Below are 14,121 nucleotides of genomic sequence, written 5' to 3' on the forward strand. Positions count from 1 at the left end.
GACCCGGCGTCAGCCCCAGTCCCGTGAGCACAGCACCAGGCGGTAGCCGTCGGGATCGGCGACCGTCACCCCGTAGGTGTCCCAGTAGGGGTTGTGGGCCGGGACGCGGGTGCCACCGGCCGCGACGAGGCGGGCGACGAGGGCGTCCTCGACGGGCTCGCCCAGGTAGACGACGAACAGGTCGTCCACGGTGGGCGTGGGGTCGAGGGGCCGCTCGGGGTCGTGGGTCAGCTCGAAGTGCCAGCCGCCGCCCTTCGGGCCGACCATCAGCAGGTCGTGCTCACCGGGCACCCGCTCGGTGGTGCGCCACAGCACGTCCAGGCCGAGGCCGTCCACGTAGAAGCGTTCGGCGGCGGCGAGGTCGCGGGAGGGCCGGGCCACCCGGACATGGGTGCCGGGGCCGATCACGCCGACTCCTCAAGTGCCGCGCGCCATACGGGACTTTCGACGTAGTGGTTGTCGTAGCGCTCCGCCGACTCCGCGATCTCCTTCGGGTCGGCCTCGCCGCGCATGACCCGGCCGAGCAGCCGGAGATAGTCGAACCGGCCCATACCGGGGGTGAACACGAACAAGGCGTCCGCCTCGGAGCCCGGCGCGGCGGCGAACGCGTGCGGGGTGTACGGCGGTACGGCCAGGAAGTCACCGGCACCGAGCACCGTGATCTCCTCGTTCACGAGCACCCGGAGCGAGCCGCTGATCACGAAGAACAGCTCGCTGGCCTTGGTGTGGAAGTGCGCGGGCGCTCCGACGGCGCCCTCGGCGAAGGTGGACCGGTAGCAGGTGAAGCCGTCGGCCGTACCGTCCGAGTCGGCCAGCAGCCGCATCACGGAGCTGGGGTCGGCGCAGATCTCGGCCTCGGCGTGCCGGGTCAGCACCGGCGGGAAGGGCGCGGTGTTCTTGGAATCGTCAGGCATCCTCTGAGACATTCCGCGACCCTACAATCACGATCACCGCCTCAACACGCCTTTCCGGACGCGCCGTTGAGGACGATGCCGCACCGCCCGGCGGACCCCCGCCCCCCCGGCCCCGCACCGCCCGGCCGACCCCCGGCCTCCAGTCCCGCACCACCCGGCCGACCCCCGCCCCCCGGTCCCGCACCACCCGGCGGGCCCCGGCCCTCCGGTTCGGCGCACCGGCGGCGGCACCGCACGGGTGGGAGCTACTCCCCGCAGCGCACCCGCACCGTCCCGTCGGCGTCGCGCTCCACCCGGACCTCCCGGAGGTCGCGCACGACCACGTCGGGGCCGAACGCGGCGGCCCGCTCCCCGACCCCGACGACCCGCATCCCCGCCGCCCGCCCGGCCGCGATTCCGGCGCCGGAGTCCTCGAACACGACACAGTCCCCGGCGGCGATCCCAAGTTCGGCGGCGCCCTTGAGGAACCCCTCCGGGTCGGGCTTGCTGGCCCCCACGGACTCGGCGGAGACCCGCACGGCGGGCAGCGGCAGCCCGGCGGCGGCCATCCGCGCGGTGGAGAGGGGCACGTCGGCGGAGGTCACCAGCGCGTGCGGCACCTCCCGGAGCGAGGCCAGGAACCCGGCGGCACCGGGCACCTCGACCACGCCGTCCATGTCTGCGGTCTCCCGCGCGAGCATCTCCGCGTTGTCCGCGAGGTTCTCCTCGACCGGCCGCTCCGGCAGCAGCAGCGCCATCGACGCGTGCCCCTGCCGCCCGTGGACGACCTTCATCGTCTCCTCGGCGTCCAGCCCGTGCCGCGCGGCCCAGTCGCGCCAGATCCGTTCGACCACGGCGTCCGAATTGACGAGGGTGCCGTCCATGTCGAGCAGAAGGGCACGGGCGGTGAGGACGGTGGCCGACATCGGCAGCTCCAGAACGTGCGACGGGGGGGCGGGACGGCCCGTACGGCATGCCCCGCACGGAGTGACCCGTACGGGATGCCCCGCACGGAGTGGCCCGTACGGGATGCCCCGGGCGGGATGCCCCGTACGGGACAAGGTGGCCCCGCCCGCCGGTCAGGGAGTGCGGACGAGAACCACTTTGTTTCTCTACGGTACAAAAACCGACACAGATCCCGCCACCACCCGGAGCGGAGCCGACCCGGGACCGGGAGTCGGCCCCGCCCCCGGCGAGCCTCAGGCCGCCACAGCCTCGTAGAGGCTCCACACCCCCAGCCCCACCATCAGCAGCGCCGCGATCTGCGTGATCAGCCGCAGCGGAACCCGCTTCATCAGGGCCTTGCCGCCGACTATGCCGAGCCCGGCGACCGCCCACAGCCCGAGCGTCGCGCCGACGCCGACGGAGATCGGGTCGTTGTAGCGGGCGGCGAGGTTGGCGGTCATGATCTGGGTGAGGTCACCGAACTCCGCGACCAGGATGAGCATGAAGCCGGTGCCGGAGACCCGCCAGAAGGACTGGTCGGCGGGCTTGCGGATCTCCTCCTCGCCGTCGCTCTTCTTCATGAGCAGCACGGCCGCGCCGCCGAGGAAGAGGACGCCGGTGATGGCGTGCACGAGCTGCTGCGGGAGCAGGGTCAGGACGCTGCCCGCCGCGACGGCGAGCACGACATGGAGCAGGAAGGCGGCGGCGACGCCGACGAAGACGTACGAGGCGCGGTAGCGCGCGCCCAGAACGAGGCCGGCCAGGGCGGTCTTGTCGGGGAGTTCGGCGAGAAAGATCACGCCGAAGACAAGGGCCGTCACGGTGATGCTGAACAAGATTCCTCGATCGGTCGGGCTGCCCCGCCGAGAGTGCTGAACCTCACTTGAGACACCTCGGCACGGGCAGCGCACGGATGGCCCGGACCTGGCGGTACGGGTGTGCACTGCTCTGCCGAAGGTCTCGCTGGCGGTCCCCGACCCCGGACCCCTGAGGGGCTCTGGCCCCTGGGGGCCGTACGGGTCGTGCGGGATGCCGCCTCCGGGCGCCGGCTCAGGCTCGCTGAGCAGTATGTCGACGGTCCGGCGAAGAGCTACTCCCCTTCTGCGCCTCCCACCGTACAGGACGTGAAAGTTCCGCAGAGGTGCGTCCCACCCCTTGTTCTGTCATGCACGCGTCACTAATTTGTGACCGAGCGCTCATCTCACGGCAACGCGGCCACGCGAGCATTCCCGCGCTGTGCCCCAACACACCACCCCCACATAGGGAGTTCGCATGTCCAAGTTCTACGCGCGTCGAGCGAGCATAGTCGCGGCGCTCACCGGACTGGTAGCCTCCGTCGCCCTCTTCAACTCCGCGACCGCGTCGGCCGCCCTGCCCACCCCGGTCAGCGCCGCCACCGCGCGCACCTACCTCTCGAAGCTCACGGTCGCCACGGAAAACCGCACCGGTTACCAGCGCGACCTCTTCCCCACCTGGGACACGATCACGGGCACCTGCAACACCCGTGAGTACGTCCTCAAGCGCGACGGCTCGAACGTCGTCACCGACTCCGCCTGCGCATCCACCAGCGGCAGTTGGTACTCGCAGTACGACGGCGCCACCTGGACCGCCGCCTCCGACCTGGACATCGACCACATCGTGCCGCTGGCCGAGGCGTGGGACTCGGGCGCCAGCAAGTGGACGACCGCGCAGCGCGAGGCGTTCGCCAACGACGTCACCCGCCCGCAGCTCATCGCCGTCACGGACAACGTCAACCAGTCCAAGGGCGACCAGGACCCGGCCACCTGGGTCCCGCCGCGCGCCGCGTACGTCTGCACCTACGTCCGCGCCTGGGTCCAGGTCAAGTATTACTACAACCTCTCGGTGGACTCCGCCGAGAAGTCGGCCCTGACCAGCCGCCTCTCGGGCTGCTGAACCGGGCCGCCCCCGCCTGACCCGACTCCGGTCCCGGCCGACCCCACACGGCCGGGACCGGAGTCGTACCCGGACACGGCAGGCGACCGGCGGCACGGCCCGTGGCCTTCAACCCGCCGCGTTCTCAGACTGGTTGGCGCGTCGGCGCCGGGCGACGGCGCACCAGGAAGCCCGCTGCCGCACCGGCCGCGAAGAGGGCGGCGAGGGAGAGGGCCGGGGAGAGCCAGGTGAGACCCAGCCAGCGGGTGCCGTAGTAGCCGAGGGCGGCGCTGTAGGCGGCCCAGGCGAGCCCGGCGAGCGCGGACCAGGGAACGAAGTCGCGGGCGCGGCGATGGGCGGCACCGGCGCAGAAGGAGACGACCGAGCGACCGGCCGGAGCGAACCGGGCGAGCACGACCAGGGCGCCGCCGCCCCGGGCCAGGGCGTCGCCGAGCCGTTCCCGCGCCGCGGTCAGCCGCCGGGAGCGGGCAATGGCACGGTCCAGGCGGGCGCCGCCGCGCCAGGCGAGGCGGTAGGCGACGAGGTCACCGAGGACGGACGCGGTCGTGGCCAGCACCACCAGGGCGAGGATGTCGGGCACCCCGTGCGGGACGTGCCCGGAGGCCGCCGCCCCCGTACCGGCCGCCGCGGCGGTGGCCGCCGTGATCACCAGGACGCCGCTGGGCAGCACCGGCAGGAACACGTCGAGCAGCACCGACAGCGCGACCATGACGTAGATCCACGGCCCGGCCGTCAACGCCCCCATGCTCTCCCACACGACGCGACTCCCCCGCTCGTCTCCCGCCCCACGGCTCCCCCGAGGACAGCCATACAGCGTACGCGGCGAAAGGGGCACGGGGCTCGGGAGAGGCGGGAGTGACGGTCACGAAGCGATCACGCCCCGTACGGGGCATCCCGGCGGGGGCCGCCCGTACGGGGCATCCCGGTCGGGCGGCCCGTACGGGTCTTCCCCGACCGGGATACCCCTGCCGGGATGTCCCTGCCGGGATGCCCCTGCCGGGGACGACCCTGTGAGGGGTTCCCTGTGAGGGGTGACCCGTACGGGGCGTGTGGAAGCGGAGCGGGTTCTGGCGCGGACGAGGGCTCAGGCGGCGACGGGGGTGTTCTGCTGCTCGGCGGTCGCCGGGTCCAGCTGCTGGCCGCGCCGGGCGGCCACCACGCGGTCCAGGCCGTACGCGCCCGAGCCGGTGAAGACCAGCAGCAGGAAGGCCCAGCAGAACAGCACCGGCAGTTCACCGCCGTTCTGTATCGGCATCAGCGCGTTCTGCTGGTGGACCACGAAGTACGCGTACGCCATCGAGCCGGACGCGATGAGCGCGGCGCCGCGCGTGCCGAGTCCGAGCAGCACCAGGACACCGGCGACGAGCTGGATCACGGCCGCGTACCAGCCGGGCCAGGTGCCCGCGGGGATGGTGGCACCGCTGCCCTGGTTACCGCCGAGCACGCCGAACAGGGAGGCCGCTCCGTGCGCGGCGAACAGCAGTCCGGCGACGACCCGGTAGAACGCGATGGCGTACGGCTGGAGGGAGTTGAGGCGAGCGGACATGTAGGGGGAACTCCTCTTCGGGTACGGCCGGTTCGCCTCGCGGGCCCGGCCGTGGCCGCACGGAGGCGCCGGACCGGTCGTGGGGACGCGGTACCGATCGGACCCCCAGGTTAGGTGACCCTAATTACTACTTACAAGTTCAACATTTGGCCATGCTGCCGGTTCCGTTCTCGGTTCCGGATCGGCTCCGGCCGCACGTAGAACGGCCCGCGCGACCGCGTCCGCGTCCGAAAGCGTGACCGAATCCACTCCCGGACGCGCACCGGCGGCGGTCACCCAGTGCACCCCCTCGGTGGGCACACCAAAGGCGAACTGCCTCTCCTTCACCATCCCTTGACCATCAATCAGGCGATATGGGCGCCGGGTCACGTCCAGCCCGCCCGTCTCGTACCCGTCCACGCGGTGCGGACGGCAGCCCCCGGCGCGCAGCAGCGAGGCGAGCAGCGGATCGCCGGTACGTCGCAGATCCGGTTCCGGTAGCCGCGCCTCGACCAGCGTCGTCACCCGCACCGGGGCCGCCGGGACGAGCGGCGAGGACACCTCCCAGGCACCGGGCACGGGCCGTACCTCCACGCGCGGACCGAACACCTCCACCACCCCGGCCGCCACCAGCGCGGTCAGCTCCTCGATGCGGCGCCGGGGCGGACCGATGGACAGGAACGCGTTGAGCGGGGTGTACCAGCGGTCCAGATCGGTCCGCCGAGAGGCGCCGGTCAGCCCCGCGTGGTCCACCACGAGCCGTATCTCGTTGCGCAGATCGCGCAGTACGTCCAGGGCGGCCTTCAGCGGCCCGCCCACGTTCCCGAGCGCCGCCTGCGCCGCGTCCGCCCGCAGATGCTCCAGCAGCCACGCCCGCCACTGCTCCGCGTCCGCGAACTCCCGCTCCCCGTACGGCCGGGCGATCCGCTCCCAGCTCCAGCGGTCCGCCGCCGGTATCCCGAACTCGTCCAGTATCGAAGCCTCTTGTGGATCTCCGTGCGGTACGGCGAGGAAGCGGTCGGCGAAGTCGGGGCGGCCGGTGAGGGTGGCGTAGTAGACCGTCTCGACCTCCTTGGCCACCAACGGCCATATCTCCGTGCGGAATCGGGGCGCGTCACCGGAGTCGGCCCGCTTCCGGAAACCGGCGGCCACCTCGGCGGTGAGCACCTGCGGGAGATGCCGCCCGTAGGCGCCCTTGGCGTTGTCGCCGCGCGCCTGGTACGGCACGCCGCGCCGCGAACCGGCGTACAGACGGGGCTCGTTGCCGCTGGGGTGGTAGCGCAGAGCACCGCCCGGACCGGGCTCCCGTGTGAAGCGTCCGCCCCGGCCGGTGGTGAGGAGGGCCATGTGGTCGAAGAAGTTCAGCCCGAGACCGCGCAGCAGGACGGGCTCGCCGGGGAGTACGGCCGACAGGTCCACGTCGGCCGGGTTGGCGGGGGTGATGTGGCGCAGGCCGTGCCGGGCCGCGTGGGCACTCGTACACGCCAACTCCTCGCCCCCGGCCGCCGGAAGGTGCCCCTGGGCGAGCACGACGGCTGCCAGGCCGCTCAGTCGGCGTCCGTCGTCGAGGGTGAGGAGCTGCGTGCCGTCGGGGCTCTCGGCGAGGTGGACGGCGCGGGCACGGTGGACCTCGACCCGCACCGCGGGCGGGGCGTGCCGGACGGTGCGGGCGAACACCCACTCCAGGTAGCGGCCGTAGAGGGCGCGGCTCGGGTAGTCGTCGGGGCCGAGCGCGCCGTCCGCCCACGTGTGCAGGCTGGGGCCGGGGCGGACCGGGCCGGAGCAGTCCACGCTGTCGTCGGTGAACAGGGTGACCTGGCTCGCCACGGTGTTCATCAGCAGCTCGGGCGACTGCCCGGTACGCCAGACGCGGCCCGCTCCGGGGGCGGCCGGGTCGATCACGTGGACCGTCAACCGGGCGCCGGGCGCGAGGAGTTCGGGTGCGGAGGCGCACAGCCGCTCCAGCACGCTGGTCCCACGGGGACCGGCCCCGACCAGGGCGACGGAGGCCGTGTTGGTTTCCGGGGTCGGTGCGGACAAGGGTGAGACTCCCTGGGCGTGGGGGGCACGAGCGGACCGCCCGCTCGTGGGAAGCGGACGATCGGCCTCATCATGCCTGCCCCGAGCGGGCGGGGAAGGCCGTGGCCCGGCCAAGGGGATTTTCACTGGGGGGAGTTGTCGGTCATGGAATCAGAAACACGACAACTCACGTCCCGAGCGGCCCGAAATCCCGCCCCCGCGACCGCCCCGCACCCCCGCGTGCCCGCCCTACGACTCCGTACGCCGCCCGGCCCCGGCCTTCGCGCCCCGCACCTCCAGCCCCGCCAGCAACTCGGCGGTGGCGGCGGCCACGGCGTCCACGGCGGCGTCGAACACCTCCCGGTTGTGCGCGGCGGGCGCCCGGAACCCGGAGATCTTCCGCACATACTGGAGCGCGGCGGCCCGGATGTCGTCCTCGGTCGCCTCGTCGGGCAGCACGGGCGGACGCAACGTCTTGATACTGCGGCACATGCTCCCAGTCTGACGCGAACCACCGACAGCCGCGAGGCCCGGCGCCCCGCGGACCGTCACGGCCTGCGGGCCACGAACACGAACTCCTTGCCGGGCCGGTCCGGGGCGTCGCGGACGCCGTCCAGGGCGTAGCCCGCCGCGACGAGGTCCCGCTCGACCTCCGTACGCCCGCGGAAGCGCAGGGTCGATTCGGAGGTCAGCACCTCCCCGTCGGCGGGCAGGACGTACGTCCACCGGAAGGTGACCAGTGGCGGGCACACCTCGACCAGATCGACCCAGCTCTCCACCGGCCCGAACCCCGGCACCTCCGTCACGGCGTGGGAGCGTTCACGGTTCCACTCCTCCCAGGCCCGCCGCGCCGGGTCCCGCGTCTCGAACACCAGGCGCCCACCGGGACGCAGCGCGTCGTACGCACCCCGCAGCGTGCCGTGCCACGCCTCCGCGCCGACGATCGCCTGGGCGACGTTCGCCGTCATCGTGGCCAGGTCCACCCGGAGCGGCGGAAGCGCGGTCGCGTCGCCGTGGAGCCAGCGGACGCGTTCCGCGCCGGGTTTGCCGCGGGCGACCTCGACGGACGCGGCGGCGGGATCGACACCGACGACGTCGATACCCCGCGCGGCGAGCAGCAGGGCGAGGACCCCGGTGCCGCAGCCGATGTCGAGCACCCGGCGGGCGCCGAACTCCGCCGCCATCCGCACGTACGCGTCGAGATCGGGGCGGTCCGCTTCGAGCGGGTCGTAGAGCGCGGCGAGCGTCGGGTGCGTGAAGCATTCGTCGGCCATGCGGGGACGGTACGGGGCGGAGCGGGGGGCGGCCGGCGGATTTCGGGTGGGACGGCCGGTGGCCAGGGACGTTGCCACCGGCCACCGGCGCCGCACGAGGAGCCGTCGGCAACACGGACCCCGGCCGCACCCCCCGTTCGGGTGAACCTCGTCCTCGAACTCGCCCCTCGAAATCGAACAGGCGTACCATTGCCGTGTGGCACAGACCCCCGAATTCCCCAGTGATCTCCTGGCCGGTCAGGAGGAGCTGCATCAGATCAGGTCCGAGCTGGCGGCGCTGTTCAGACGGCTGCCCTGGTCGGTCGAGCCGATGACGGGGTTCACCGAGGACACCGGCTGGCGGAAGGTCGAGCGCCCGGCCTCCCCCGGCTGGACGGAGGACGAACAGGCCGAGGTCGAGAAGCTCCGCCGCCGCGAACACGAACTCGCGGTCTTCATCACCGGCCACCGCTTCTGGACCGAGATGGCACAGGCGGGCCGGGTGGACGCCCGGATGCGGCTGAAGCACGTACACACGAGCGAGGAGGAGAACGGCGGCCCGACACCGGAAGAGGCATGACCAGCCCCCACCATCACCCCCGGAACGACAAAGACCCCCCGCCGATCACGGCGGAGGGCCTCTGCACCAGGTGGGCGCGGACGGTTTCGAACCGCCGACATCCTGCTTGTAAGGCAGGCGCTCTACCACTGAGCTACGCACCCGTGAAGCGCTCGACAGACTACATGGCCGGGCGCCGGATACGGCAATCCCGTTTCGGTGCGGCAGGCCCGGAGACCGGCACCGACCACCCCGTGTCTTCCACCCCCCACGGTGGGAGAATGGCCGGACGTAGGGGTCAGGACGTACGGGAGAGGGATGTGACGGGGACAGCGGGGACGGCAGGGGGTCGGTCGTGCCCGTGGGGGGCGGGCGGGCGGGGGCTTCGGGATGTGACGGCGCTGGTGCTGTTGCCCGTGCTGGTGGCGCCCGCCGTCGTGGGCGCGTTCGCCGGGGGCGGGACGCGGCGGTGGTTCGGGGGGCGGGCGGAGGGGCAGCGGGCGGAGGCGCAGGCGGCGAAGGACGCGGCGGCCGCGGCGTTCTACGAGCTGGACACCGCGCAGCGGGATCTGCGGATCTCCATCGAGACGATCACCGCTGTGGACGACAGCCCCGCCGGGCGCCGGGTCGTCGCCGATTTCGCGGCGCTCGGCGCGCGGATCGACGAGGTCAGCGGGCGGTACATCACGGCCGTGGACGCGCATGATCTGGACCGGGACCAGCTGGAGGCGTCCGTGGCCGCGCGGGCGCGTACCGAGTTGACCGCCGCCAAGGACGAACTGGTCGCCGTGAAGCGGGACTTGGACCGGTTCGGGGAGTCGCTCGGGCCGCTCCTCGGCAAGGCCGAGACCCAGCTCGCCCGGCTGGCGCCCGCCGTGGAGCGTGCCCGGCAGGCGCTGCTGGGGGCGAGTGGCGCGCTGGACGCCGTACGGGAGAAGGGGCTCGCGGCGGACGATCTCGCGGCGCGGCTGGCCGCGTTGTCGCCGGAGCTGACCCGGCTGAACGAGGGCGCGGGGCGGCACGGGGTCGCGGCGACGGTGGAGCGGGCCGAGCGGGTGCAGCGGGAGGCCGCCGCGATCCGCGCCGAGGCCGAGCGGCTGCCGGAGCAGGCGGCGGAGATCGATCACCGGCTGGTGAGCCTGCGCACCCGGGCGCAGGCGCTGACCACCCGGGCCGGGCAGGTGGACCCGGTGCTGAGCGAGCTGCGGCGCAGGTTCGTCGCGGCGTGCTGGCAGGATCTCCAGCAGGTCCCGGCGCGGTCGGCGGAGAACGTGGCGCAGGCCGAGCGGAAGCTCGACGAGGCGAAGGCGGCGCGGAACGCGCAGCGGTGGGCGGACGCGACCGCGCTGCTGTCCACGGTGCGGGCGCTGCTGAACACCACGGACGAGGCGGTGTCGGCGGCCGGGGAGCGGCTGGCGCGGCTGAACGCGGTGCAGAAGGACCCGCAGGGGGAGATCGAGCGGACCCGGTTCGCGGTCCGGGACGCGCAGCGGCTGGCGATGACCGGGCGTGCGACACCCGATCCGCGCCACGCCCGCCCCTTGGACGACGCGGTGGGCCGCCTGGACCGTGCCGTGGGCACGCTGGAGGGCCGTAACCCGGATTACTGGCACTTCCTGACCGAGACGGACGCGGTGCGGCGGACCGTCGCGCGGGTGGTCGCCGAGATCCGCGAGGAGCGCGGCGGCGGTCCGGCGCACTGAGCGTTCCGGGCCGCGTGCCGGGACGTGGCGTCGGGCCCGGGCGCCCGCGGCTCTCGGTTGCCGCTCGTCCGCCCCCGGCGGACCATGAGACGGACGTATGTGTTCCGGTAGCCCCCGCGGGAGGCGGACATGGCCACACACTCCGTGCAGTCGAAGTCCACGAAGTCGAAAGGCATCAGCTTCGAGGACCATCTGCCGCTGGACCACCGGCTGAACCGGATCTACCGGATCGGCGCCGGTCTGATCGGCGTGTTCCTGCTGGTCTTCGGCATCCTGGGCGTGGTGGACCACATCGGGTTCTTCACCACCGGCGACAACACGGTGGCGGGTCTGAACACCAACGGCACGCTGAGCTGGCTGTCGATCGCCGCCGGGCTGCTGCTGCTGGTCGGGATGGTGATCGGCGGGAACTTCGCCTCGACGCTGAACATGGTGATGGGGCTGCTGTTCATCCTGAGCGGTTTCGTGAACCTGGCCCTGCTGGACACCCCGAACAACTTCCTGGCGTTCCGCATCCAGAACGTGCTGTTCACGTTCGTGGTGGGCGTGGTGCTGATGACGTTCGGGATGTACGGCAGGGTGAGTTCCACCCTGCCGTACGAGAACCCGTACTACCGCGCCCGGCACCCGGAGCCGTCACCGCAGGAGCGGGTGTCCGTCGAGCGCCGTGAACTGCACGAGTGGGACCGGCCCGAGCTGGGCGGCCCCGAGAGCGGTCACCGTCAGGTGCGGTAGGCGTAGAACGCCGCGTTCGGGTAGGACGCCACGAGGCTGGCCACCGACCGGTTGTACGTGTTGGTCGAGTGGTACGTCACGAAGGGGATGCCCTGCGCGTTGCGCGACGTGACGATCATGGAGTGGTCCTTGGACCCGTCCTTGTTGAAGTCCATCTGGATCACGTCGCCGAGGTCCGCCTGGAAGACGTTGGCGAGCGGCGTGACGCGCTTGGAGGACAGCGCGAACCAGGAGAACTCGTTGACCCCGATGAAGGAGTCGGACTGGATGTCGGCGGTGCCGAACCACTTGTGGAAGTCGTCCGTGTAGCCGGGGACGTGCTTCCAGCCGCCCGCCTTCAGGGACTGGCTGACGAAGTTGGTGCAGTCTCCGCCCGCGCCCTGCCCGTTGAAGTTCGGGTAGTCGGGGTTGTAGTTGCTCCAGTACTTCGTCGCGTACGCGACCATCGCCTTGTAGTCGTACGTGCCACCCGTGAGCTTCTTCGGGTTGGCGGGCGCCGGTCGGGTGGTGGCCGCGCGGGGCGCGTCCTGGGGGCCGTCGTCGGCGGCGGTGGCGGGCTTGGCGACCTGCGGGGCGGCGACCTGGTTGACGGCGAGGTAGCCGTCGTCGGTGTCGCGGACGCGGGTGAGCCGCCAGGTGCCGGCGCTGTCGGCGGTGAAGGTCAGCTCGTGGTGCGCCTGGAACCCGGTGGTCTTCGGCTGGTTGGGCTGAACCTTCTCGTAGGTCAGTGTCGTGTTCTCGGTGACATCGACCGTGGCGTGGCGGCCCTTGACCTGGGTGGCGTCCAGGGAGACCGTCGTGTTGCCCTTGCTGTACTTCTCGCCGAGCTGGGCGAGCTTGGACTTGCGGCCGCGGAGCTGGCTGAGGGCCGAGTCCTGCTGCTGGGTCTGGGTGCCGGACAGGCGCACCTTGCCGGAGAAGGCGGCGGTGCGCTGGTGGCGGGCGCCGTGGCGGCTCTGGGCGTTGTCCACCAGGGCCTCGGTGCGGTCGGTGAAGACCGCGTCGGCCAGCTTCTGGAAGGTGGCCTTGGTGGCGGCATCGACCGTGGGGTCGTCCTTGACGGCGGCACCGGCGCTCCAGTTGGGCACCAGCGCGACACCGGCGACGACCGACGCGGCAGCCGCGGAGATTATCGCGGTGCGGCTGCGCTTACGGCTCAGTCTTCTCGATTTCAATGATGTTCCCCTCTATACCGGTACACCTACCGGAGACGGCATCCTCGCATGCCCGGCGTGGCGCTTGTGAAGAGGGGACGCACAAGTGGAACCAACCGGATACGTACGTCACTTGACGACCGTGGACCAGTCCGGGGCCTGGGCGGGATCGAGGCTGCGGAGGCGTTCGAGGGTGGCGGGCTTCTGGACGTCGAGCCAGTCGGCGAGTTCGCGGAAGGACACGCACTTGACGCCGGGTTTGGTGCAGACGTCCTTGACGACCTGGTCGATGGCCTTCATGTAGATGCCGCCGTTCCAGTCCTCGAAGTGGTTGCCGATGAACAGCGGGGCGCGGCTGCCGTAGTAGACGCGGTTGAACCCGGCGACGTAGGAATCGACGGTGGTCTTCTGCCACTCGGGGTACTTGGCGGGGTCGCCGTGGGTCTCGCCGTCGGACTGGTTGTAGAGGAAGTTGAAGTCCATCGAGAGGCCCTGGTACTTGCCGTTCTCGTAGGGGAGCATCTGGAGCGGGAAGTCCCAGATGCCGTCCTTCCTGGCGGGCCAGATCTGGAAGTCGCCGGGGGAACTGGCGTCGTAGCGCCAGCCGTAGCTCTTGATGGCCTTCAGCAGGTTGGGCTGGCCCTCCAGGCAGGGGGCACGGCCGCCGGTGACCTCCTTCTTGAAGTCGAAGGGGAGCGGCTTGATGTCCTTGAAGCCGGTGTTGGTCTTCCAGTGCTCCACGAAGTCGTAGAACTGGTCGATCTCGCTCTTCCACTGCTGGACGCTCCAGTCGCCGCCGCCCTTGGGGCCGCAGAAGTGTCCGTTGAAGTGGGTGCCGATCTCGTTGCCGTCGTCGTAGGCCTGGCGGAGCTGTTCCAGGGTGGAGCGTATGTGGTCGTCGGTGGCGTAGTCGATGGCGGCGTCGCCGGGCGAGTGCATGGGGCCGTGGTACTGGGCCTTCTCGCTCTTGGGCAGCAGATAGATGCCGGTGAGGAAGAAGGTCATGTGGGCGTTGTACTCCTTGGCCATCTCCCGGTAGTGCGAGAAGAGATGGTCGCTGCCCTCCAGGGCGCCGTCCCAGGAGAAGACGACGAACTGGGGTGGTTTCTCACCGGGTTTGAGCGGTACGGGCTTCAACTCGCCCTGCTGCGGGCCGGTGTAGGAGGTGGAGCCGTCGCCGAGGACGTGGACCTTGCCGTCCCAGGTGGCCGTGGGTTTGGCGCCCTTGGTGCCGGACGCGGTGGGCGCGGTGCGGTCGGGCCGGGACAGCACCAGGTATCCGGCGACCAGGGAGGCCACGACGAGGAGCGCGGCCAGGGTCATGACCTGCGGGCGGGTGACGCGGCGGCGGGCGGGTGACCTGCGGCGGCGGCCGGTCGGTGCGGGTTTGCGGGACATGTCGCGGCTCAATCCGGTTGTCG

Annotated in this window: 15 protein-coding genes and 1 tRNA gene; 4 read left to right on the forward strand and 12 right to left on the reverse strand. The window is 71.7% G+C overall.

Features of this window, described 5'->3' with window-relative positions:
- Positions 1-9 precede the first annotated feature (9 nt).
- The 4 genes from KUM39_RS05155 to KUM39_RS05170 all read right to left on the reverse strand — a co-directional run bounded on the left by KUM39_RS05155 (position 10) and on the right by KUM39_RS05170 (position 2,674).
- Positions 10-408, reverse strand: coding sequence for a VOC family protein (locus KUM39_RS05155; protein WP_217784167.1), 399 nt, complete (start codon positions 406-408; stop codon positions 10-12).
- Positions 405-914, reverse strand: coding sequence for a cupin domain-containing protein (locus KUM39_RS05160; protein WP_246619595.1), 510 nt, complete (start codon positions 912-914; stop codon positions 405-407). Before KUM39_RS05160 ends, KUM39_RS05155 begins: the two co-directional genes overlap by 4 nt.
- Before the next feature lie 245 nt (positions 915-1,159).
- Positions 1,160-1,819 (reverse strand): HAD-IA family hydrolase, encoded by a 660-nt coding sequence (locus KUM39_RS05165; RefSeq protein ID WP_217784169.1) that lies wholly within the window; start codon positions 1,817-1,819, stop codon positions 1,160-1,162.
- Positions 1,820-2,092: 273 nt separating this feature from the next.
- Positions 2,093-2,674, reverse strand: coding sequence for a TMEM165/GDT1 family protein (locus KUM39_RS05170; RefSeq protein ID WP_217784170.1), 582 nt, complete (start codon positions 2,672-2,674; stop codon positions 2,093-2,095).
- A 436-nt stretch (positions 2,675-3,110) separates the two neighbouring features.
- On the opposite strand from KUM39_RS05170, the gene KUM39_RS05175 reads away from it, so the two are divergent.
- Entirely contained in the window at positions 3,111-3,752 is a 642-nt protein-coding gene (locus KUM39_RS05175; protein WP_217784171.1) for an HNH endonuclease family protein, read from the forward strand.
- A 124-nt stretch (positions 3,753-3,876) separates the two neighbouring features.
- Here KUM39_RS05175 and KUM39_RS05180 read toward each other — a convergent pair whose 3' ends face one another.
- From KUM39_RS05180 to KUM39_RS05200, 5 genes are all read right to left on the reverse strand, one after another.
- Complete coding sequence (locus KUM39_RS05180; protein WP_217784239.1) at positions 3,877-4,497, reverse strand: DedA family protein; 621 nt, start codon at positions 4,495-4,497, stop codon at positions 3,877-3,879.
- 339 nt (positions 4,498-4,836) lie between these two features.
- Entirely contained in the window at positions 4,837-5,298 is a 462-nt protein-coding gene (locus tag KUM39_RS05185) for a DoxX family protein (RefSeq protein WP_217784172.1), read from the reverse strand.
- 120 nt (positions 5,299-5,418) lie between these two features.
- Positions 5,419-7,317: an FAD/NAD(P)-binding protein gene (locus KUM39_RS05190; RefSeq protein WP_217784173.1), complete on the reverse strand. Its 1,899-nt coding sequence runs from the start codon at positions 7,315-7,317 to the stop codon at positions 5,419-5,421.
- Between the two features lie 228 nt (positions 7,318-7,545).
- The gene (locus tag KUM39_RS05195) at positions 7,546-7,788 is read right to left on the reverse strand and encodes a DUF2277 domain-containing protein (RefSeq protein ID WP_217784174.1); all 243 of its coding nucleotides are present in this window, start codon (positions 7,786-7,788) and stop codon (positions 7,546-7,548) included.
- A 56-nt stretch (positions 7,789-7,844) separates the two neighbouring features.
- Entirely contained in the window at positions 7,845-8,570 is a 726-nt protein-coding gene (locus KUM39_RS05200; RefSeq protein WP_217784175.1) for a class I SAM-dependent methyltransferase, read from the reverse strand.
- Positions 8,571-8,766: 196 nt separating this feature from the next.
- On the opposite strand from KUM39_RS05200, the gene KUM39_RS05205 reads away from it, so the two are divergent.
- Positions 8,767-9,129, forward strand: coding sequence for a DUF8825 domain-containing protein (locus tag KUM39_RS05205; RefSeq protein ID WP_217784176.1), 363 nt, complete (start codon positions 8,767-8,769; stop codon positions 9,127-9,129).
- A gap of 71 nt (positions 9,130-9,200) precedes the next feature.
- On the opposite strand, the gene KUM39_RS05210 is transcribed toward KUM39_RS05205, so the two are convergent.
- A tRNA-Val gene (locus KUM39_RS05210) sits at positions 9,201-9,272 on the reverse strand.
- 117 nt (positions 9,273-9,389) lie between these two features.
- Here KUM39_RS05210 and KUM39_RS05215 point away from each other — a divergent pair.
- Entirely contained in the window at positions 9,390-10,811 is a 1,422-nt protein-coding gene (locus KUM39_RS05215) for a hypothetical protein (RefSeq protein ID WP_246619596.1), read from the forward strand.
- Positions 10,812-10,940: 129 nt separating this feature from the next.
- On the forward strand, positions 10,941-11,546 hold the full coding sequence (locus KUM39_RS05220; protein ID WP_217784178.1) for a DUF4383 domain-containing protein: 606 nt from the start codon (positions 10,941-10,943) through the stop codon (positions 11,544-11,546).
- Here the strand turns inward: KUM39_RS05220 and KUM39_RS05225 are convergent.
- Together KUM39_RS05225 and KUM39_RS05230 are read right to left on the reverse strand one after the other, a co-directional pair.
- Entirely contained in the window at positions 11,534-12,721 is a 1,188-nt protein-coding gene (locus KUM39_RS05225; protein ID WP_217784179.1) for an amidase domain-containing protein, read from the reverse strand. The two genes, KUM39_RS05220 and KUM39_RS05225, sit on opposite strands and share 13 nt — an antisense overlap.
- A 108-nt stretch (positions 12,722-12,829) precedes the next feature.
- Positions 12,830-14,098 (reverse strand): polysaccharide deacetylase family protein, encoded by a 1,269-nt coding sequence (locus KUM39_RS05230; protein WP_217784180.1) that lies wholly within the window; start codon positions 14,096-14,098, stop codon positions 12,830-12,832.
- Positions 14,099-14,121 lie beyond the last annotated feature (23 nt).

The sequence above is a fragment of the Streptomyces corallincola genome (assembly GCF_019104725.1).
GTDB lineage: Bacteria > Actinomycetota > Actinomycetes > Streptomycetales > Streptomycetaceae > Streptomyces > Streptomyces corallincola.

Coding starts and splice junctions, on each gene's coding strand:
- KUM39_RS05160 (WP_246619595.1), bottom strand. CDS start 914: ATGCCTGACGATTCCAAGAACACCGCGCCCTTCCCGCCGGTGCTGACC.
- KUM39_RS05165 (WP_217784169.1), bottom strand. CDS start 1,819: ATGTCGGCCACCGTCCTCACCGCCCGTGCCCTTCTGCTCGACATGGAC.
- KUM39_RS05175 (WP_217784171.1), top strand. CDS start 3,111: ATGTCCAAGTTCTACGCGCGTCGAGCGAGCATAGTCGCGGCGCTCACC.
- KUM39_RS05180 (WP_217784239.1), bottom strand. CDS start 4,497: ATGGGGGCGTTGACGGCCGGGCCGTGGATCTACGTCATGGTCGCGCTG.
- KUM39_RS05185 (WP_217784172.1), bottom strand. CDS start 5,298: ATGTCCGCTCGCCTCAACTCCCTCCAGCCGTACGCCATCGCGTTCTAC.
- KUM39_RS05195 (WP_217784174.1), bottom strand. CDS start 7,788: ATGTGCCGCAGTATCAAGACGTTGCGTCCGCCCGTGCTGCCCGACGAG.
- KUM39_RS05200 (WP_217784175.1), bottom strand. CDS start 8,570: ATGGCCGACGAATGCTTCACGCACCCGACGCTCGCCGCGCTCTACGAC.
- KUM39_RS05215 (WP_246619596.1), top strand. CDS start 9,390: ATGGCCGGACGTAGGGGTCAGGACGTACGGGAGAGGGATGTGACGGGG.
- KUM39_RS05220 (WP_217784178.1), top strand. CDS start 10,941: ATGGCCACACACTCCGTGCAGTCGAAGTCCACGAAGTCGAAAGGCATC.
- KUM39_RS05230 (WP_217784180.1), bottom strand. CDS start 14,098: ATGTCCCGCAAACCCGCACCGACCGGCCGCCGCCGCAGGTCACCCGCC.